Source organism: Caldibacillus debilis DSM 16016 (assembly GCF_000383875.1).
Lineage (GTDB): Bacteria > Bacillota > Bacilli > Bacillales > Caldibacillaceae > Caldibacillus > Caldibacillus debilis.
The window spans coordinates 205688-224620 of sequence record NZ_KB912880.1 but is presented as its reverse complement, the minus strand read 5'-3'; the positions used below and the strand labels follow the sequence as shown (position 1 = coordinate 224620).

The 18933-nt window shown below is 53.5% G+C and carries 16 protein-coding genes; 3 read left to right on the top strand and 13 right to left on the bottom strand.

Annotation, left to right across the window (positions count from 1 at the left end; all coding sequences use genetic code 11):
- Nucleotides 1-77 precede the first annotated feature (77 nt).
- Nucleotides 78-743 carry a deoxyribose-phosphate aldolase gene (gene deoC, locus A3EQ_RS0104360; protein ID WP_020153969.1) on the bottom strand — a complete coding sequence of 222 codons (666 nt, stop codon included), beginning with the start codon at nucleotides 741-743 and terminating at the stop codon, nucleotides 78-80.
- Between the two features lie 441 nt (nucleotides 744-1184).
- Between deoC and A3EQ_RS0104350 the strand changes: the two genes are divergently transcribed.
- Nucleotides 1185-2705: a DHA2 family efflux MFS transporter permease subunit gene (locus A3EQ_RS0104350; protein ID WP_040369108.1), complete on the top strand. Its 1521-nt coding sequence runs from the start codon at nucleotides 1185-1187 to the stop codon at nucleotides 2703-2705.
- Between the two features lie 539 nt (nucleotides 2706-3244).
- Here the strand turns inward: A3EQ_RS0104350 and mtaB are convergent.
- From mtaB to gpr, 11 genes are all read right to left on the bottom strand, one after another.
- A complete protein-coding gene (gene mtaB / locus A3EQ_RS0104340) occupies nucleotides 3245-4603 on the bottom strand; it encodes a tRNA (N(6)-L-threonylcarbamoyladenosine(37)-C(2))-methylthiotransferase MtaB (protein ID WP_026499733.1) in 1359 nt (452 codons plus the stop codon).
- Between the two features lie 5 nt (nucleotides 4604-4608).
- A complete protein-coding gene (locus A3EQ_RS0104335; RefSeq protein ID WP_020153964.1) occupies nucleotides 4609-5364 on the bottom strand; it encodes a 16S rRNA (uracil(1498)-N(3))-methyltransferase in 756 nt (251 codons plus the stop codon).
- Nucleotides 5365-5409: 45 nt separating this feature from the next.
- A complete protein-coding gene (prmA, locus tag A3EQ_RS0104330) occupies nucleotides 5410-6345 on the bottom strand; it encodes a 50S ribosomal protein L11 methyltransferase (protein ID WP_020153963.1) in 936 nt (311 codons plus the stop codon).
- A gap of 18 nt (nucleotides 6346-6363) precedes the next feature.
- On the bottom strand, nucleotides 6364-7500 hold the full coding sequence (gene dnaJ, locus A3EQ_RS20585) for a molecular chaperone DnaJ (RefSeq protein ID WP_020153962.1): 1137 nt from the start codon (nucleotides 7498-7500) through the stop codon (nucleotides 6364-6366).
- A gap of 233 nt (nucleotides 7501-7733) precedes the next feature.
- Nucleotides 7734-9557, bottom strand: coding sequence for a molecular chaperone DnaK (gene dnaK / locus A3EQ_RS0104315; RefSeq protein ID WP_020153961.1), 1824 nt, complete (start codon nucleotides 9555-9557; stop codon nucleotides 7734-7736).
- A 31-nt stretch (nucleotides 9558-9588) separates the two neighbouring features.
- A complete protein-coding gene (gene grpE / locus A3EQ_RS0104310; protein WP_026499732.1) occupies nucleotides 9589-10278 on the bottom strand; it encodes a nucleotide exchange factor GrpE in 690 nt (229 codons plus the stop codon).
- 155 nt (nucleotides 10279-10433) lie between these two features.
- Nucleotides 10434-11471 carry a heat-inducible transcriptional repressor HrcA gene (hrcA, locus tag A3EQ_RS0104305; protein WP_026499731.1) on the bottom strand — a complete coding sequence of 346 codons (1038 nt, stop codon included), beginning with the start codon at nucleotides 11469-11471 and terminating at the stop codon, nucleotides 10434-10436.
- 83 nt (nucleotides 11472-11554) lie between these two features.
- On the bottom strand, nucleotides 11555-12694 hold the full coding sequence (hemW, locus tag A3EQ_RS0104300; protein ID WP_026499730.1) for a radical SAM family heme chaperone HemW: 1140 nt from the start codon (nucleotides 12692-12694) through the stop codon (nucleotides 11555-11557).
- Nucleotides 12695-12774: 80 nt separating this feature from the next.
- Nucleotides 12775-14595 (bottom strand): translation elongation factor 4, encoded by a 1821-nt coding sequence (lepA, locus tag A3EQ_RS0104295; protein WP_020153957.1) that lies wholly within the window; start codon nucleotides 14593-14595, stop codon nucleotides 12775-12777.
- A gap of 138 nt (nucleotides 14596-14733) precedes the next feature.
- A complete protein-coding gene (locus A3EQ_RS0104290; protein ID WP_020153956.1) occupies nucleotides 14734-15060 on the bottom strand; it encodes a YqxA family protein in 327 nt (108 codons plus the stop codon).
- A 62-nt stretch (nucleotides 15061-15122) separates the two neighbouring features.
- Nucleotides 15123-16220 (bottom strand): GPR endopeptidase, encoded by a 1098-nt coding sequence (gene gpr / locus A3EQ_RS0104285; protein ID WP_020153955.1) that lies wholly within the window; start codon nucleotides 16218-16220, stop codon nucleotides 15123-15125.
- Between the two features lie 505 nt (nucleotides 16221-16725).
- Between gpr and rpsT the strand changes: the two genes are divergently transcribed.
- Nucleotides 16726-16992: a 30S ribosomal protein S20 gene (rpsT, locus tag A3EQ_RS0104270; RefSeq protein WP_020153952.1), complete on the top strand. Its 267-nt coding sequence runs from the start codon at nucleotides 16726-16728 to the stop codon at nucleotides 16990-16992.
- A gap of 509 nt (nucleotides 16993-17501) precedes the next feature.
- Here rpsT and holA read toward each other — a convergent pair.
- Nucleotides 17502-18509, bottom strand: coding sequence for a DNA polymerase III subunit delta (gene holA / locus A3EQ_RS0104255; RefSeq protein WP_020153949.1), 1008 nt, complete (start codon nucleotides 18507-18509; stop codon nucleotides 17502-17504).
- Between the two features lie 286 nt (nucleotides 18510-18795).
- Here holA and A3EQ_RS22040 point away from each other — a divergent pair, with 286 nt between their 5' ends.
- The gene (locus A3EQ_RS22040) at nucleotides 18796-18930 is read left to right on the top strand and encodes a YqzM family protein (protein WP_020153947.1); all 135 of its coding nucleotides are present in this window, start codon (nucleotides 18796-18798) and stop codon (nucleotides 18928-18930) included.
- Nucleotides 18931-18933 lie beyond the last annotated feature (3 nt).

Genomic DNA, 18933 nt, shown 5'->3' with positions numbered 1-18933 from the left:
AGCCCGGTTTTGCAACCCTTTCCGTCCCGAAAAGTTCATCGGCCGAAGACGCCGCGCATCCCCTTCGTCCATTTCCTTCAATATCCCTGTCCGCCCGTTTTTCCTTGTACGATGGCGGTGCCGGAACTGGTGCCGAGCCTCGTCGCCCCCGCTTCGATCATTTTTTTCGCGTCTTCCAAGGTGCGGATTCCGCCGGATGCCTTCACCCCGGCCTTCGTACCGACGGTTTCCCTCATCAGGCGGACGTCTTCCACCGTGGCCCCTCCCACGGAAAAGCCCGTCGATGTTTTTACAAAATCCGCCCCGGCCTCCACGGCCAGCTGACATGCCCTCACTTTTTCCTCTTCCGTCAGCAGGCAGGTTTCAATGATGACTTTCACCAGCGCTTTTCCCGCCGCGGCTTCCGCCACCTTGCGGATGTCTTCCTTCACCAAATCGAAACGGCCGCTTTTCAGCCACCCGATGTTGATGACCATGTCCACTTCCTCGGCCCCGTTTTCAATGGCGTTCTTCGTTTCGAACACCTTCGTTTCCGTCGTCGTGGCACCGAGGGGAAAGCCGATGACGGTACAAACCTTCACGCCGCTCCCCGACAGTTTTTCCTTGGCGTAGGAGACCCAGGCGGGATTGACGCAAACGGAAGCGAAACCGAAGGTTTTTGCCTCCTCGCACAACGCGGCGATCTGCGCTTCCGTCGCCTCGGCCTTTAACAAAGTATGATCGATATACTTGGCAATGTCCATCCGCTTTACTCCTTTTCCAACAAATTTCTGTCCTCTCTTTAATGTTGGAGGATTGTCGCCTTTTTGTCAAACCTTCCCGGAAAGCGGGCCGCCGGAGGGAGAGGATCGGCCCGGAATAAAGGCGTGGCCTTGTTTATCGGAAATCCGCATCCGGTTCCCGGACGCGCGGCTCAATGAGGGGAAAGCCGCATGCGTCCGGAACTTCTTGGACGCCGGTAGGGAGTTTTCAGGCCGGCGGGAGGTTTTTATGCAGGGGAAAGCGGTACGGCCGATGTCCCCCTCCGGGCGGAAAACGTAGGAGCATGACGCCGCCGTCCGGCCGTGGCAGGGAACGGGGGACAAATTTCATTTTTATTGCAATCCCAAAAAATATGAGATAAGATATAGGGCATGGATTTTCTCCAACGGGGGATGGAAAACTGGGAAAAAAGGGGGAATACGATGGATCAAGAAGCGAAAACCGCGAACAAACCTGCGTACGGCATCATTGCCGTCCTGTTGATCGGCGCGTTTATCACCTTCTTAAACAATACCTTGTTAAACGTTGCCCTACCTTCCATCATGGAGGATTTGAAGGTTGGCCCTTCAACGGTCCAATGGGTGACCACCGGATTTATGCTGGTGAACGGAATCATGATTCCGACAACCGCATTCCTTATCCAAAAATACTCCGTTCGCCAGCTGTTTCTTTGGGCCATGGGCTTATTCACCCTCGGAACGGTCATTGCCGGCTTTGCCCACGCTTTCCCCTTGCTCCTGGCCGGGCGGATGATCCAAGCCTCCGGTTCGGCCATCATGATGCCGCTGTTGATGAACGTCATGCTCGTCAGTTTCCCGGTTTCCCGCCGGGGAGCGGCCATGGGGGTTTTCGGGCTTATTTTAATGTTTGCCCCCGCCATCGGGCCCACCCTGTCCGGTTGGATCGTCGAACATTTCGATTGGCGGGCGCTGTTTCATCTCGTCACCCCGTTGGCGGCGGTGATCCTGATCACAGGAGGCGTGCTGCTGAAAGATAAAAGGAAAGAGACTGACATCCGCCTGGATATCCTTTCCCTTCTCTTGTCGAGCGTAGGATTTGGCAGCCTGCTGTACGGATTCAGCACCGCGGGGAGCCATGGATGGTCCAGTCCGCAAGTTGATTTGACCATTGTCATCGGCGTTATCGCCTTAACCGTTTTTACCTTCCGGCAATTCAAGCTGGAACGTCCCATGCTCAATTTCCGGGTCTATCAATATCCGATGTTCACTTTGGCGTCCGCCATCACGATCATCGTAAACATGGCCATGTTCTCCGGGTTCCTTTTGCTCCCCATTTACGCCCAAACGATTTTGGGGATTTCCCCGCTGGACACGGGGTTGATGCTTTTGCCCGGGGCCATCATCAACGCCTTGATGTCCCCCATCAACGGCAGGCTGTTCGATCGGATTGGCGGGCGGATCTTGGCGGTCATCGGTTTGGCCATCGTCACCGTCTCGACCTATCTGTTTAGCAAAATATCGATGGATACCAGCTACCACCAGCTCATGCTTTTGCACGCCGTCCGGATGTTTGGGATGTCCATGGTCTTCATGCCCGTTTCCACCAACGGGCTGAATCAATTGCCCGTTCACCTTTACCCGCACGGTACGGCGATGAACAACACGCTGAACCAGGTATCCGCCGCAATCGGCACGGCGCTCCTGATCACCGTCATGACGAACCGGACGGAGTACCACGCAAAGGAATTGGCGCAAAACGCCGTGCATCTGGCCGCCGGCAAGGGGATTTCCATTTCCAAAGAGCAAATCGCCCAAGAGGCCATGCTGGGAGGAATCAGGGACGCCTTCTTCGTCTCCGCCTTGCTCACCCTCGCCGCCCTCTTCCTGGCCTTCTTCATCAAGCGGGCGAAGGGGCCGGCGGATTCGGCGGAAAAACATCCGAAGAAAGGAATGCCGGATACGCAAAAGGCCTTGTCCAATTAAAGGCGTTTGAAGACCTTGAAATACGGGAAAAAAGCCTTTGACGGCCGTAATAGGTCCGTCAAAGGCTTTTTTATTCCAAAGCGGTTTTTTGCCCGGCGGAAGATCTTTCCATGGGGCATCCTCCGGAACAGAACCCGCCTGCCGGAAGGAGAGGAGCCGTGCAGGCATCGAACTAGGGGTATCGGCCGCACGACTGAAGCCGGGGCGCCATGCCCGGGAAAAAGCAGGGATTTTTTCCTCCCTTCTCGGCAAAAAATCCCCCGTGCACGCTGCTTCCGTGCCGTTTTAAAAAGCCTCGTCCCAAAATGGGGACAAGGCCAGAATACGCAAGGGAAGGGACCAGCCGGAACGGGCGGACGCCGCTTCCCCGGCTAGAGCCAAAACCAAGCCTCCTGAAAAGGGACGGGATGCCCCATGCTGGAGGCATCCCGTTTGCAGAAATTTTCCGTGCATCCATGCCGGACGGCGGAAGCACGTTTCTTACCCTTTTTTGGCGCACCTTTTAGGCGCCGGCGATCCCACATCCATCCCGCGATACGTTAGACGATCGCGCGCTTTTTCGGCGCCGGGAGGTCATCGTCCATGACGCGGACAAACTGTCCTTCGTTGTACGGATAACCGGCCTTCGTGATCTTCACGCGGACGATTTTCCCGACCATCTCTTCCGTCGCCGGAAAGACAACCTTCAGATAATTGTCGGAATATCCTTCGTACAAGCCCGATTTCGGGTCTTCTTTATATCTTTCTTCCGGGATCACATCCAGAACTTCCCCTTCAAACCTGGAGGCATATTCTTTGGCCAGCTGGTCGGACAATGTGATCAGGCGGTGCACCCGTTCGGCTTTCACCTCTTCGTCGATTTGGTTTTCCATCCGGGCGGCCGGGGTGCCGTTCCGCTTGGAGAAGGGGAACACATGCAATTCGGCAAATTTCTGTTCTTTGATGAAATGATAAGTTTCCATGAATTCCTCCTCCGTTTCGCCGGGGAAACCGACGATGACGTCGGAGGTGACGGCCACATCGGGCATGATTTCCCGCAGTTTGGCCAATCTTTCGGCATAATATTCCACCGAATATTTTCTCCGCATCCGCTTTAAGACGGTGTTCGAACCCGACTGCAGGGGGATGTGCATATGGCGGACGATCACGTTGGAGCGGCTGATGACGTCCAGCACTTCATCGGTGAGCTGGCTCGCTTCAATGGAGGAGATGCGGAGCCGCTTCAGCCCTTCCACCTGCTCTTCCAAATCGCGGAGGAGCATCGCCAGATTGTAATCTTTCAAGTCGGTGCCATATCCGCCGGTATGGATTCCGGTTAAAACGATTTCCCGATAACCGGCGTCCACCAGCTGCCGGGCCTGCCGGATGACCGCCTTCGGGTCGCGGGAGCGCATCAGACCGCGGGCCCAAGGAATAATGCAAAAGGTGCAAAAATTGTTGCAGCCTTCCTGGATTTTCAAAGAAGCCCGGGTGCGGTCGGTGAAATAAGGCACTTCCAATTCTTCGTAAACCCGGGTTCTCATGATATTGCGAACCCCGTTGATCGGCCGCCGCTCCCTTTGATGCTGCTCCACGTAATCGAGCAGCTTCGCCCGGTCCTGGGTCCCGATCACCACATCCACGCCGGGAATCGCCAGGATTTCCGCGGGGGAAGTTTGGGCATAGCATCCCGTGACGCAGACGACCGCATCAGGGTTTTTCCGGATCGCCCGGCGGATGATCTGACGGCTCTTCTTGTCGCCGGTGTTGGTGACGGTGCATGTATTGATGACGTAAACATCGGCTTCCTTTTCGAAGTCGACCCTTTCATACCCCTTCTTTTTAAACAGCTGCCAGATGGCCTCCGTCTCGTAGTGATTCACTTTGCAACCCAATGTATAAAATGCGACTGTCGGCAATTCATTCACCTCATCATCAGTTCAAAATAAAAGGAGATGTTGGACAGGATATACAGGGGTGCGGTTTCCGCCCGCAGGATCCGCGGGCCGATCCCGCAAATGAAAAAGTTTTGCTCCGTTAATGTTTCGATCTCCCGTTTGGAAAATCCTCCTTCCGGTCCGGTGAGCACGAGCAGCGACTCGGAAGGCTTCACCGAACGGAAAAGTTTCAAGAGATTTTCCGACTCCCCTTTCCGCCCTTCTTCTTCATAGGCGGCCAGCCGATGATCAAAGGCCCGGCTCATCTCCACGAGGGCATGGAAGGAACGGGGCTTTTCCACTGCGGGGATGCGGTTCCTTTCCGATTGTTCGGCGGCCTCCTTGGCGATTTTTTCCCATCGCCGGATCTTTTGCGGGATTTTCTTTTCTTCCAGCTTCACGACCGTCCGCTCGGTGACGACGGGAATAAAGCTTCCCGCGCCGAGCTCCGTCCCCTTTTGGATCAGCCATTCCCATCGGTCGCCCTTCAGCATGGCCGAGGCGATCGTCACACGGACGGGGAGTTCCCGGTTTTTTTCGATCCATTGGACAAAGGCAACTTCCGCGTATCCGCGCTTGATCTCGGAAATTTCATATACGCCTTCCCTTCCGTCGGCAAAAACAAGGACGATTCTTTCCCCGGGTTTCATCCGCATCACATTGGCCATATGGTGAAAATCGTCCCCTTCCATGCGCAGGGAGCGGAGGGAAGGGCTCGGTCCCTGATAAAAATACCTTTGCATACGAACACCTGCTTCGTTCTTTGGGGCGGGGGCGCCTCCGGAAAATCATTTTTTCGCAATCGTGGTGATCCAGTCTTCCATCATCAGCGTTTCCATGATGGAAAAGCCGTTTTCCCGCAAATGGTTTTCGACGGTTTCCCGCTTCTGGGCGGTGATGCCCGAAGCGATGAAGATCCCTCCCGGCTTCAAGTTCCGGTAGGCCTGGCCGGAAAAACGGAGGATGATCTCCGCCAAAAGGTTGGCGACGATCACATCCGCCTCCGTATCGATCCCGTCGAGCAGATCATTTTGTTGAACGGTGACGATCTGTTCCACCTTGTTTCGTTTGCAGTTATCGCCGGCGGACTTCACGGCGATTTCATCCAAATCCAAGGCGAGCACTCGATCGGCGCCCAAAAGGGCGGCTGCGATGCTCAGAACGCCGGATCCGGTTCCGACATCGATGACCGAATCCCCGGGTTTCACGAACCTTTCCAGGGCTTGGATGCTCATCACCGTCGTCGGATGGTTGCCCGTGCCGAAAGCCATCCCCGGGTCCAAGACGACGACGATTTCCTCTTCCGACCGCTTCTCGTAGTCTTCCCAGCAAGGGACGATGGTAATTTTTTCGGAAACCTTCACCGGGTGATAATATTTTTTCCACTCCGTCGCCCAGTCTTCCTCGTCGACTTCACTGACGGTGATGATGTTCGGTTCGATATCGATATCGTATTGGGTCAGGCTTTCAATCGCGTTTTTGATCTCGTCGATCGTCTCCGCCAAAAAGCTGTTTACCGGGAAGTAAGCCTTGATGACGGCCCCTTCCTTCGGATAATCTTCCGGGTTCAACTCATAGATTTCCCCGAATTTTCCGTTTTGTTCCTTTATGGAATCGAAAGAATCCTCGATGACCACCCCGGCCGCCCCCGCCTCGTGAAGGATGTTCGAGACGGGTTCAATCGCCTCGTTGGACGTATGAATGCTGATCTCCGACCATTTCATTTCCGCCGCTCCTTGCCTCTATGAATTGCCTTTGAACGCCTTTTTGACTTTGTCAAAAAAACTCTTCGTCTGCTCATCGATCGTTTCCCCGCTGATCTCGGCAAACTCGCGCAAAAGCTGCTTTTGTTTTTCCGTCAGTTTCTTCGGCGTGATGATCTTGACGATCACATGCTGATCGCCGACCCCGCCTCCCCTCACATTCGGAACGCCTTTGCCGCGGAGACGGAATTTCGTGTGGGATTGGGTGCCGGGGGGAATCTTGATTTTTACTTTGCCGTACAAGGTGGGCACTTCGATTTCATCCCCCAAGGCGGCCTGCACGAAGGTGATGGGCATCTCGCAGTAAATGTCGTTGCCCCGCCGTTCGAAAAATTCATGGGGCTCCACATGGAAGACGATGTAGAGATCTCCCGGAGGTCCGCCGTTGACGCCCCGCTCCCCTTGCCCGGCGACCCGCAATTGTTGCCCGTCGTCGATGCCGGCGGGGATTTTCACATGGATTTTTTTGCGCCGTTTCACCCTGCCGGTTCCATGGCAAGTCGCGCACTTTTCCCGGATGATTTGCCCGGTTCCGTTACAATGATAGCATACGCGGCGGTTGACGATCCGCCCAAAGGGAGTCGCCTGCTCCGAAGTGATTTGACCCGTTCCGTGGCAGTAGGGACACGTATCCGGCCGGGTGCCGGGCTTGGCTCCCGTCCCGTGGCAGTGGAGACAATCTTCCTCCCTCGGGATTTCAATATCGGTTTCCTTCCCGAAAACCGCTTCTTCAAAGGTGATGGTCATCGTGTATTGCAGATCCGCGCCCTTCCTCGGGGCGTTCCGCCTCGACCTCCGCGTCGATCCGCCGAAAAAGGCGTCGAAGATATCCTCAAAGCCGCCGAAGCCGCCAAAACCGCCGAAATCTTCGTCGCCGAAGCCGGAGAAACCTTGGGAGGGATCGGCGTGGCCGTACTGGTCGTAGCGTCTCCTTTTTTCGTCGTCGCTTAAAACTTCGTAGGCCTCCGTGATCTCTTTAAATTTTTCCGCGGCCCCCTCTTCCTTGTTCAAATCCGGGTGGTATTTTTTCGACAGGCGGCGGTATGCTTTTTTTATCTCTTCTTTTGTCGCATTGCGATCCACACCTAGAATTTCATAATAATCCCGTTTTGCCATTGTTTCCACTCCCGAACTCTATCGCATAAAATTAATTCTACCATCATTCTGGCTCCCTGTGCAATTCCTTTTCCTTTCCCGGAAATCATCCGTTTTCCCGGTTTTCGGGAGGTGCAAACCGTCCAGGCCGTCTCGCATTTTCCCAGGCATCCGCCTCTTCTTCTCCTTTCCCTCAGAACGAAAAAGTCAAAGCCATTGGATTGACTTTGACTTTTCCGCTGAGGAGTCGTTGATCATTTGTTGTCGTCCACTTCTTTATATTCCGCGTCGACCACGTTGTCGTCCGGTTTTTTGCCGGTTTGCCCTCCCGTTTGGGTTTGGGATTGGTTGGCGGTTTGTTCATACAATTTGACGGAAATGTTTTGGATGATCTCTTGCAATTTGTCTTTTTTCGTGCGGATTTCTTGGATGTCGTTTTTCTCGAGGGCCTTCTTCAATTCTTCCTTCGCCTCTTTGGCCCGGTTGATTTCATCCTGCGAAACCTTTCCTTCCACCTCTTTCAACGTCTTGTCGGTGGTAAAGATCAGCTGGTCCGCGGCGTTTTTCAGTTCCGCTTCTTCCTTCCGCTTGCGGTCTCTTTCCGCGTTTTCCTCCGCTTCTTTGATCATCCGTTGAATTTCTTCTTCCGTCAAACCGCTGTTGGACTTGATCGTGATTTTTTGCTGCTTGCCGGTGCCCAAATCTTTGGCGCTCACGTTGACGATCCCGTTTTTGTCGATGTCGAAGGTGACTTCGATTTGCGGAACGCCGCGGGGTGCCGGCGGGATGTCCGAAAGCACGAACCGGCCCAAGGATTTGTTGTCGGCCGCCATCGGGCGTTCGCCCTGCAGGACGTGGATTTCAACGGCCGTTTGGTTATCCGTTGCGGTGGAAAAAATTTGCGATTTGGACGTGGGGATCGTCGTATTCCTTTCGATCAGTTTTGTAAAGACGCCGCCCAATGTTTCAATCCCCAGCGACAGCGGCGTGACGTCCAGAAGGACCACGTCCTTGACGTCGCCGGAAATGACCCCGCCTTGGATGGCGGCGCCCATGGCGACGACTTCGTCCGGGTTGACCCCTTTATGGGGTTCCTTGCCGATTTCCTTGCGGATCGCTTCCTGAACGGCGGGAATCCGCGTCGAACCGCCGACCAAAATCACCTTGTCGATGTCGGCCGGCGTCAGACCGGCGTCCTTTAACGCTTGGCGGGTCGGGCCCAACGTTCTTTCGACGAGGTGGGCGGTCAGTTCTTCGAATTTCGCCCGGGTCAATGTTGTTTCCAGGTGGAGGGGCCCGGACTCATTGGCGGTGATAAAGGGCAAGGAAATTTGCGTGCTCGTGACGCCGGAAAGATCCTTTTTCGCCTTTTCCGCCGCGTCTTTCAGCCGCTGCAGGGCCATTTTATCCTTGGAAAGATCGACGCCGTGTTCCTTCTTAAATTCTTCGATGAGGTAGTCCATGATCGCATGGTCGAAGTCATCGCCGCCGAGATGGTTATCGCCCGCGGTCGCCTTCACTTCAAATACCCCGTCGCCCAGTTCGAGGATCGATACGTCGAACGTACCGCCTCCGAGGTCGAAGACGAGGATCGTTTGGTCATCCTCTTTGTCCAAGCCGTAGGCGAGAGCGGCGGCCGTCGGTTCGTTGATGATCCGTTCCACTTCCAGGCCGGCGATTCGTCCGGCATCCTTCGTCGCCTGTCTTTGCGCGTCGTTGAAGTAGGCGGGAACGGTGATGACGGCCTTTTTCACCGGCTCTCCCAAATAGTCCTCCGCATAGGATTTTAAATATTGCAAGATGATCGCGGAAATCTCTTGAGGCGTGTATTTTTTCCCTTCGATTTCCACTTTGTAATCGGTGCCCATATGTCTTTTAATGGAAAGAACCGTATTCGGGTTCGTGATTGCCTGTCTTTTTGCCACTTCGCCCACCAGGCGTTCGCCGTTTTTAAAGGCCACGGCGGAGGGGGTTGTGCGGTTCCCTTCCGGATTCGGGATGACCTTCGGTTCTCCGCCTTCCAGAACGGCGACGCAAGAGTTGGTGGTTCCCAAATCGATACCGATAATTTTGCTCATTTTCCCAACCTCCATTTTCCGAAGAATGTCATTATTCGCTAACCTTTACCATCGAAGGCCGGATGACCCGGTCCTTCAGCATATATCCTTTCTGGAATTCTTCAAGGACGACGTTCGATGGATGGTCTTCGCTCTTTTCCTGCATGACGGCATGGTGATAACGGGGATCGAACGCTTGGCCGACGGCTTCGATCGGTTTGACGCCCGCCTTGGCCAAGGCCTCCATCATCCCCCGGTAAACCATTTCGATGCCTTTCAGGATGTTCTTAGCGTCGTCGCTTTTCGCTTCGCTTTTCAGCGCCCTTTCAAAATTGTCGATCGCCGGCAGAAGATCGGCGATGAGATCCTGGGCCTGATATTTCTTGATCGCTTCGATTTCGTTTCGGGTTCTTCTCTTGTAGTTTTCAAAATCGGCGTACAGCCGCAAATACCGGTTGTCTTTTTCTTCCAGTTCCCTTTTCAGTTCATCGATTTGTTGTTCCAATTGTTCCTTCTCCCTATGTAATTTCTCGGCTTCCCCTTCCGCCTTTGCGGTTTCCCCTTCGTCAGCCTGTTGTTCCGTTTCGGGATTTTCCTTCGCTTTCCCTTCTTTTTTCTCTTCAGCTTGCTCCTTTCCTTCGTCCTTTAAACCTTCCGCCGGCGGTTCATTGGGGGAAGGTTTCCGGGTTTCCTCCCCGTTTTTGTCCGGTCCGGCGTTTGTCTCCGATTCGGCAGCTTCCATTCGCTCCGCCTCCTTCCCGGGCACGTTTTCGGAGCCGGGTTCTTCCTTCCCAGCCTCCTCCCGGTTGGCGAAAGCGTCCAATTTCTCTTCTGACAAGGCTCCTTTCCACCTCCAAAGATCAAAGAAAATAGACAGGACAGAAAGATCTTTCCTGTCTATCCTTTCCTTTTCCCGTAATAGAGTTCCGTTAAAACGTTTGTCAATTTATTGCTGAAAATATTCAAGAGGGAAATGACCTTCCCGTAGTTCATCCGCTTCGGTCCGAGGATGGCGATCGTGCCGCATTGCTCATCCCCGATGCTGTATGTCGCGGTGATCAGGCTGCACTGATCCATCTCCCGCACGTTGATTTCCTTTCCGATCCGCACCTGGATCCCGTTCGGCATCTTCTTCAACAAATGGAAAAAGCCCTGGTTTTCCTCGATGAAATCAAACAGCTTCTGGATTTTTTCGAAATCCTGAAATTCCGGCTGTTTCAGCATGTTCGTTTTGCCGCCGTAAAACACCTGATCGTTCAGCGGCAAATTTAACATATCGTTCAGCGCATCGATGATCATCACGTTATCGAGATGCTTCCGCAGCAGGGAGTAAGTCTCCTCGTTCAGCCGGGATTTCAGTTCCAGCAAAGGCACGCCGATCAGTTTGCTGTTCAGGATATTGTTGATCTTTTCAATGTCGCCGGGCTTCGTATTGGGCGGTATGGAGAAAATGGTTTTCTCCACATGGCCCGTGTTCGTCACAATGATGGCCACGGCCATTTCTTCGTTCAACGGAATGATCTGCAGCCGGCTGACCTTGTGGTCCTTCACCTCCGGACCGAGAACGATCACCGTATAATCCGTCAGTTCGGAGAGGACATGGGCCGACCTTTCCACGATCGTTTCAAATTCATAAACCCGTTCCATAAATAGGGAACGGATCGATTCCATTTCCTCGTTGTTCAATTTTTGCGGCGACAGCAGATGATCGACGTAAAACCGGTATCCTTTTTCGGAGGGCACCCTGCCCGATGAAGTGTGCGTCTTTTCGATATATCCCAACTCTTCCAGATCCGCCATCTCATTCCGGATCGTGGCCGAGCTCAGGGACAGCGTCCCTTTCTTCGCCAAAGTCTTGGATCCGACCGGATGGGCGGATTGAATGAAATCATCAATGATGACCTGTAAGATGAGCAATTGCCGGTCTGTCAACATGACGATCACTCCTATTAGCACTCTTTGACCCCGAGTGCTAAACCTATAAATAAATTATCAAATCAGCGGCAATCTGTCAATGTTTAACCTCCGACCAAAAACTGCGAGAAAACCACGTTCCCAAGCAATTTTCCCTTCTTGGTGAGCCGGATTTTCCCCCCTTCGGCAACGAGAAGGTTTTCCTCCTCCAGCCTGCGGATCCGCTCCCCGTACCAGGCAAAAGGGGAAAAGCCGAATTTTTTTTCAAATTTCGCAACCGACACGCCTTCCGTTTTCCTCAAGCCGAGGAACATCTCCTCTTCCACCCGTTCGCGGAGCGACAGCCGCTGCTCCTCCCTGACCGGAAGCTGTCCCGCCTCCAGCTTCTCGATATATTTTTTCACCGGACCGATGTTGGCTATTCTCCGGTCGCCGATGTAGCTGTGGGCGCCCGCCCCGAAGCCGTAATAATTTTCGTTGTCCCAATAAATCCGGTTATGCATGCTTTCAAAGCCCTTTTTCGCGAAATTGCTGATCTCATATTGATGCAGGCCGCGTTTTTCCATTTCCTCCATGATCCTTTCATACATGTCGGCCTCCTCATCCTCGGCCGGGAGGGCCAGCATCCCTTTTCTCAGCAGATTATAGAAAATGGTTTTCGGCTCGACGATTAAAGAATAGGCGGAACAATGGGGCACATCCAGGCGGAACAAATGGTCCAGGGAGCGGAGGACGTCGGATGCCGTCTGCCCGGGAAGGGCGTACATGAGATCGATGTTGATGTTTTCAAATCCCCTTTTCCTGGCCTGTTCTACCGCCTCATAAACGTCCTTGGCCCGGTGGGTGCGGCCGATCCTTTCCAAGAGGCTGTCGTTGAAACTTTGCGCGCCGATGCTCAAACGATTGACGCCGGCCGCTTTTAATATGGCCAATTTCTCCCCGGTCAAATCCCCCGGGTTCGCCTCGACGGTAAATTCCTTAAGTTTTCCCGCGTCCACGAAGGAATGGATGATGTCCATCAGGCGGTCCAACTGCTTCTCCGATAAGGCCGTCGGCGTCCCGCCGCCGATATACACCGTCTCCAAGGCGGCAGGAGGGTGTTCGCGAAAAACGATGGCGATCTCCTTCCGCAAGGCTTCCAAATATTGATCCACCGGCTGCCCCTTCAAAAATACTTTGTTGAAATCGCAATAGTGGCAAATGTGGGTGCAGAAAGGAATATGGATATACATTGCTCTGATCAAGGGCATCACTACCTTCTCCCGGGCAAATGAAAAAAAGAGGCCAGCAGGGGTTCCCAGCCGCTAACCTCATGATCCCGTCATCATTCCTCAATTTTCAATACGGCCATAAACGCTTCCTGGGGCACTTCGACGGATCCGACTTGCTTCATCCGCTTCTTGCCTTCCTTTTGCTTCTCCAGCAGCTTCCGTTTCCGCGAGACGTCGCCGCCGTAACATTTGGCCAGCACGTTCTTCCGCATCGCTTTAATCGTCGAGCGGGCGATCACCCGGTTGCCGATGGCCGCCTGAACGGGAACTTCAAATTGCTGGCGGGGAATCAATTCCTTCAATTTTTCCACGATCGCCTTCCCCCGGGCATAGGCCGCGTCCCGGTGAACGATGAAACTCAGGGCGTCAATCTTTTCCCCGTTTAGCAAAATGTCCATTTTCACAAGATTGGAAGGTTTGTAGCCGAGCAATTCGTAGTCGAGGGAAGCATATCCCTTCGTGCTTGACTTCAACTGGTCGAAAAAGTCGAAGATGATTTCCGATAAAGGTATTTCATAGGAGATGAGGACGCGGGTCTCATCCAAATATTGCATGTCCTTAAAACTTCCCCGCTTCTTTTGGCAAAGCTCCATGACCGAACCGACGAAATCGTTCGGAACCATGATGGACGCGCGGACCATCGGTTCCTCGATATGGTCGATCTTTTGCGGTTCGGGCATATTGGACGGGTTGTCGATTTTCAGGACCGTCCCGTCCGTCAAATGGACGTGGTAAATCACGCTCGGCGCCGTGGTGATGAGATCGATGCCGAACTCCCTTTCCAGCCGTTCCTGGACGATTTCCATGTGCAAAAGCCCCAAAAATCCGCACCTGAAACCGAATCCGAGGGCGCTGGACGTTTCCGGTTCGTATTGGAGGGAGGAATCGTTGAGCTGCAGCTTTGCCAAAGCCTCCCGCAAATCATCGAACCGGGCGGAATCCACCGGGTAAAGGCCGCAATAAACCATCGGATTCAGCTTCCGGTAACCGGGAAGGGGCTTGTCCGCCGGGCGGTCGGCGTTCGTGATCGTATCCCCGACCCGCGTGTCGCTGACGTTCTTTATCGAAGCGGTAAGGTAGCCCACGTCTCCGACGGAGAGCTCCGGTCGTTTTTCCGGTTTCGGGGTGAACACGCCCACTTCCGCGACCTCAAATTCTTTTCCCGTTGCCATCATCTTGATCCGGTCGCCCGGTTTCACCGTTCCGTCGACGACCCGGATGTAGGCGATTACCCCCCGGTAGGAATCGTACAGGGAGTCAAAGATCAACGCCTTCAGCGGGGCGTCGGGATCCCCTTCGGGCGCGGGGATCCGTTCGACGATCCGCTCCAGGATCTCATCGACGCCCTGCCCCGTTTTCGCCGATGCGAGGATCGCATCGTTCCCGTCCAGGCCGATGACGTCTTCGATCTCCTTCCGAACCCGTTCCGGGTCGGCATTGGGAAGATCGATCTTGTTGATGACGGGGATGATTTCCAAATCGTTGTCCAAGGCCAAATAAACATTCGCCAGCGTTTGCGCTTCGATCCCCTGGGCCGCGTCGACGACCAGGATCGCCCCTTCGCAGGCGGCCAGGCTGCGGGAAACCTCATAGGCGAAATCCACGTGGCCCGGCGTGTCGATGAGATGAAAAATATATTCCCGGTTATCCTTTGCCCGATATTTTAACTGGACCGCGTTCAATTTGATCGTGATCCCCCGCTCCCGCTCCAGATCCATCGAATCCAGCAGCTGTTCCCGCATTTCCCTGGCGGTCAAGGCGTGGGTCTTTTCCAAAATGCGGTCGGCGAGGGTGGATTTTCCGTGGTCGATATGGGCGATGATGGAAAAATTCCGGATCCTCGATTGGCGGTCCCGCCTGTCTTTTGCGTTCATTCCGTTCACTCCTGCAACAATGGGCAAAATCACTAGTTTAGATTATAGCAATAGCCCCGGCCATATTCAATAAAAAGAAAGGGCCGGACGCACTCCAGATCCGGCCGCCCTTCCCTTCCCCGGTCCGACCTTAACCTTTCATTCCAAAAAGGACAAAAGGTAGGAAACGAAATCGGAGACGGCTTTTGACGCCTTTTTCCCCATTTCGGAAAAGAAATCGAAGCCTCTGGTTTCTTTCAGCCCGGTCCCCTTGCCATCCGGATCATGGCTGACGACGCTTTGCCCGAAAACGGTCGCCTCGTAGTTTTCCCCATGGCCTTCTTCGACGGAAAACACGTCTCCGAAACGGGGGTCGTCGTATCCTTTCATTTTTTTTAACCCTTCATTGGCTTCCTGCATTCCGAGAATGACGCCGATAAACAGCAAACAGGCGACAAACAGACATTTGAAAAAGAATCGAAACATGGGATCACCCGTCGAAAAGATCTTATTTTATCCATATGAATGAAATCGTCGGAATAGGACAATCAGCGGGTCATGAATCCGGCGTTGTCCCGGTTGACGGCCTCATGCAAAGCGGCGTTGATCCCTGCGGCCAAAAGGTTGGCCATCCTTTCCATGAACACGTCCACTTCCTTCGGCGTCACCATCAAGTTATGGCCCAAAGGGTTCAGCACTTCCCGGATCAATTGCCTTTTCTCTTCCTCGCCCAGCGTGCCGACGACCCCCAGGAAGGTCTTTTTTTCCTCTTCGGCGGGAAGGTCTTCCCCGGTCAGCACCCGTTTTTTCCCGAAGGTCAGCCCGGCGGGGGCCAATGCCCGGGACGGCCGGTTCCCTTCCTTCATTTCCCGGCCGAAATGTTTCAGGAGAAAATCGATCGTATCGCTGGCGATGGTCACCGCGTCGACCACGGTCGGGACGCCGACGGCGAAGACCGGGACGCCGATCGTTTCCCTGCTCAATTCCTTCCTTTTGTTGGCCACCCCCGATCCGGGGTGGATGCCGCTGTCGGATATCTGGATGGTCGCGTTTACCCGCTCGATCGACCGGGAAGCCAGGGCGTCGATGACGATGAGGAAATCCGGTTTCGTCTTCTGGACGACGCCGAAGACAATATCGCTCGTCTCGATGCCGGTCAACCCCATCACGCCCGGGGCAAGGGCGGAAACCGGCCGGTAGCCGTCGCGGACCGTTTCCGGTTGAAGTTCAAAGAGATGGCGGGTCACGATGACGTTTTCGCAGACGAGGGGGCCGAGGGCATCGGGCGTCACGTTCCAGTTGCCGAGGCCGACGATCAGGCAGGAGGCTTCTTCAGAGATGCCGGACCTTTTCAGCAGGAGCGCCAATTCCTTCGCAAAGATCTCTTGGGCGTCCTTTTCGATCCGTTCGTCCTGCTCCCGGACGCCGATCGCTTCCAGGGTGATGTAATTTCCCGGCTTCTTTCCGATCTCTTTCGCGGCCCTTTCGTCGATGACGACTTCCGAAACTTTGATCCCTTTTTCCGTTCTTTCCTTGACGGTGACGCCTTCCAAGGCCGCCTGATTGTCCGCCCTTTCCGCAACCATGTCCTTCGCTTCAAGCGCCAAATCGGTGCGTACGGAGTAAAGATCCATTCCTTTGTCCAATTTTCATCCGATCCTTTCCGAATCTGAAGCTGAGATATGTACAGTTTTTCCTTCTTTGCCCCCGTTCATACCGGCAAGAGGGGCGGCTTTTGATGTCCGCTCCTTTTCCGTTCCGGGGGAAGATCGGAATGGTTGCCTTTGAAGCGCAATCGCGGCATGGTGATCGCGTTTTCTCGGTCTTCGGAAAATAGAAATGGTTTCCTTTGCAAAGGAGGAGGAACGGATCGGCTTTTTTCATGGGGAAGGAGGCGGGAAATGGGCCAGGCAACGGGGAATCCCTTTCACAAAAAAACATTTTTTGACCGATTTATTCCGGGCAGTGGAGAAATCTTTTCGAACGAAGGGAGGAAATCGACACTCTTTCGTCCGAACGTTTTTTCCTTTCCGAGAGGTTTCCGTTTCCTGTTGCATTATTTCCCATCCTTTGGTAGAATAACATTTGTTCTTATCGTATAGCGAAGGAATTGAACAAACCGATATTCGCATTCGGCTAGGAGGTGACAGGATGGCAAACACGAAATCCGCGGAGAAACGGATCAGAACGAACGAAAAACGGAGAGCGCGCAACGCTTCCATGAAATCCGCCATGCGTACGGCGATGAAGAAAGTGGAAATCGCGGTGGCCAACCAAGATGCGGAAGCCGCCAAAGAAGCGCTGAAATTGGCCGTTCGCAAATTGGATAAAGCGGTGACCAAGGGATTGATCCACAAGAATACGGCCAACCGCCATAAATCCCGTCTTGCCAAAAAAGTCAACGCGTTGATCAGCTAAAAAAAGAAAATTTGGCGCCCGCCAGATTTTCTTTTTTTTATGCAGCGGCGCCCAAAGAACGTCTTGTGATCCAAGAAACGAAATCTTTTAATTTCGGACCTCCGGATTTCAAAGCCCGGCATCCTCTTGCCATTCTTTGAATGGGACGCCCGATTGTAATATGGGCCGCCGGCGGCAAACCATTGCCCCTTTTTGCCCTACGCCCCAGCCTGCGAACGGAGCGAAGTGCATATCCCGTCCAGCACAATTCAATCACAAATTGCAAACCGGGCGCTAAAAAAACGTTTTTAGAACGGACAGAACTTGACCGGCCGCAGCAAAAAAAGCCGAAGCAACCCATAGACGGGAAGCCCGGCTTGATCGCTTCGCCCCACGGCGGTTCCGGCATCGCGGGCCGCCCTCCGGGCGATGCGGCCTGCAGCCCGCCGCTTTTGCAAGGAAAAACACCGCTTGGCAGAGGCTTGCAGGCACGGCCATGAAGGAAGCGGGACTTTCGAAAACCAAAAAAGCTACAGATTTTTGATAAAAAACAGTTCCAGCATTTGCTCGCGATTGGCCGAACCGCTCTTCATCCGGTAATCCAGTTCGGAAAGCTGGTCCAAAATGCGGAGCAAGTCCTCTTCCGAAAAATATTTTTCCTGTTCCGCCGCCATCTTCACCCGGAAGCGGTGGGCTTTCAGCATGCTTGCGAGCTGGGACTGGCTGTAGCCTTTTTTCAACAGGACTTTCACCTGAAACAGAAACCGGAACTGGGAAGCCAAGGCAGCCAAAATCTTGATCGGTTCCTCGTTTTGTTTGATCAGCTGATCATATACCGATAAGGCCCCCGGCAGATCCCTCTTCACCACCTTGTCCGCAAGCAGGAAGACATTCTGCTCCGACTGGAAGGAGACCGTCTTCTCCACCGTTTCCTCGGTGATGTTTTCTTCCCCGTACAGCAGCAGTTTCTCGATTTCGTTTTTCAAAAGCTGAAGACTGGGGCCGACGTAATGGAGCAGGGCCAAAATCCCCCGGCCGCTGATCCGTTTTCCTCCCGCTTCCACCTGCAATTTGATCCATTTTTCCATTTCCTTCTCCGTCAGCGGTTTGGCATGAACGACAACGGAGGACTTCAGCAGGAGTTTCGTCAATTTTTTCCGTTCGTCCAGCTTTTTATAAGGGGCGAGGAAAACGGCGACGGAAGAAGGATTGGGATTTTTCACATATTCGCTGAGCTTTTCCAAATCATGCTGCACCTTGGCTTTTTCATTTTCCGCCGTCAAGAAAAACGGATTTTCAAAGACCACGACCTTCCTTTCGCCAAAAAAAGGAACGGTCAAACAGTCCTCGACGGCTTCTTCGACGGGGATTTCCCGCAGGTCGTAACGGGCATGCTGAAATTCATCGGACCCGTTCTGCAGCGCCCGATTCAGGATGAAACTTACCGTTTCCTTGATTAAAAACGATTCTTCTCCATATACTAAGTATAATGGCTCCAACTGGTTGTCCGCGATTTGTTTCCAAACGTCGAAAATCAATGCCCTGTCTCCCCGTTTCCGCTTTTTTCGTTTCTATTTTAATCGTAAAAGAGGGAAAGGGGAAGAAGCAAGCGGAGGGAACCGGAAAATGGCCGGTTCCCCGTTTTATGATGAACGTTGAAAAAAAAGCCCTAGGAACTTTTCTTTCAACGGTATTCTTTATTTTCCGCAAACCATTTTGGAATATTAGTGACAACTCTTGTCAAGGGAGGAAAAGCCCTTCGATCCTTGTGGATTTTTTTCCGCTTTTCCGATATACTAAAAAGGAGAAATAGGAGGGGTCATTGTGAACGAATTTGAAAAGGACGTTCAATCGAAGCGGAATGATTTCATCGACTCGGTTGTCGGTTTTATCGTGTCCTTCGGCTTTTTTGCCACCATTTTCATCATTGCCACCGTCATTAAAATTTTAGGCTCCTAAAGG

Coding starts and splice junctions, on each gene's coding strand:
- A3EQ_RS0104350 (WP_040369108.1), top strand. CDS start 1,185: ATGGATCAAGAAGCGAAAACCGCGAACAAACCTGCGTACGGCATCATT.
- dnaK (WP_020153961.1), bottom strand. CDS start 9,557: ATGAGCAAAATTATCGGTATCGATTTGGGAACCACCAACTCTTGCGTC.
- A3EQ_RS0104335 (WP_020153964.1), bottom strand. CDS start 5,364: ATGCAAAGGTATTTTTATCAGGGACCGAGCCCTTCCCTCCGCTCCCTG.
- lepA (WP_020153957.1), bottom strand. CDS start 14,595: ATGAACGCAAAAGACAGGCGGGACCGCCAATCGAGGATCCGGAATTTT.
- rpsT (WP_020153952.1), top strand. CDS start 16,726: ATGGCAAACACGAAATCCGCGGAGAAACGGATCAGAACGAACGAAAAA.
- hrcA (WP_026499731.1), bottom strand. CDS start 11,471: ATGTTGACAGACCGGCAATTGCTCATCTTACAGGTCATCATTGATGAT.
- dnaJ (WP_020153962.1), bottom strand. CDS start 7,500: ATGGCAAAACGGGATTATTATGAAATTCTAGGTGTGGATCGCAATGCG.
- prmA (WP_020153963.1), bottom strand. CDS start 6,345: ATGAAATGGTCGGAGATCAGCATTCATACGTCCAACGAGGCGATTGAA.
- grpE (WP_026499732.1), bottom strand. CDS start 10,278: ATGGAAGCTGCCGAATCGGAGACAAACGCCGGACCGGACAAAAACGGG.
- deoC (WP_020153969.1), bottom strand. CDS start 743: ATGGACATTGCCAAGTATATCGATCATACTTTGTTAAAGGCCGAGGCG.
- A3EQ_RS0104290 (WP_020153956.1), bottom strand. CDS start 15,060: ATGTTTCGATTCTTTTTCAAATGTCTGTTTGTCGCCTGTTTGCTGTTT.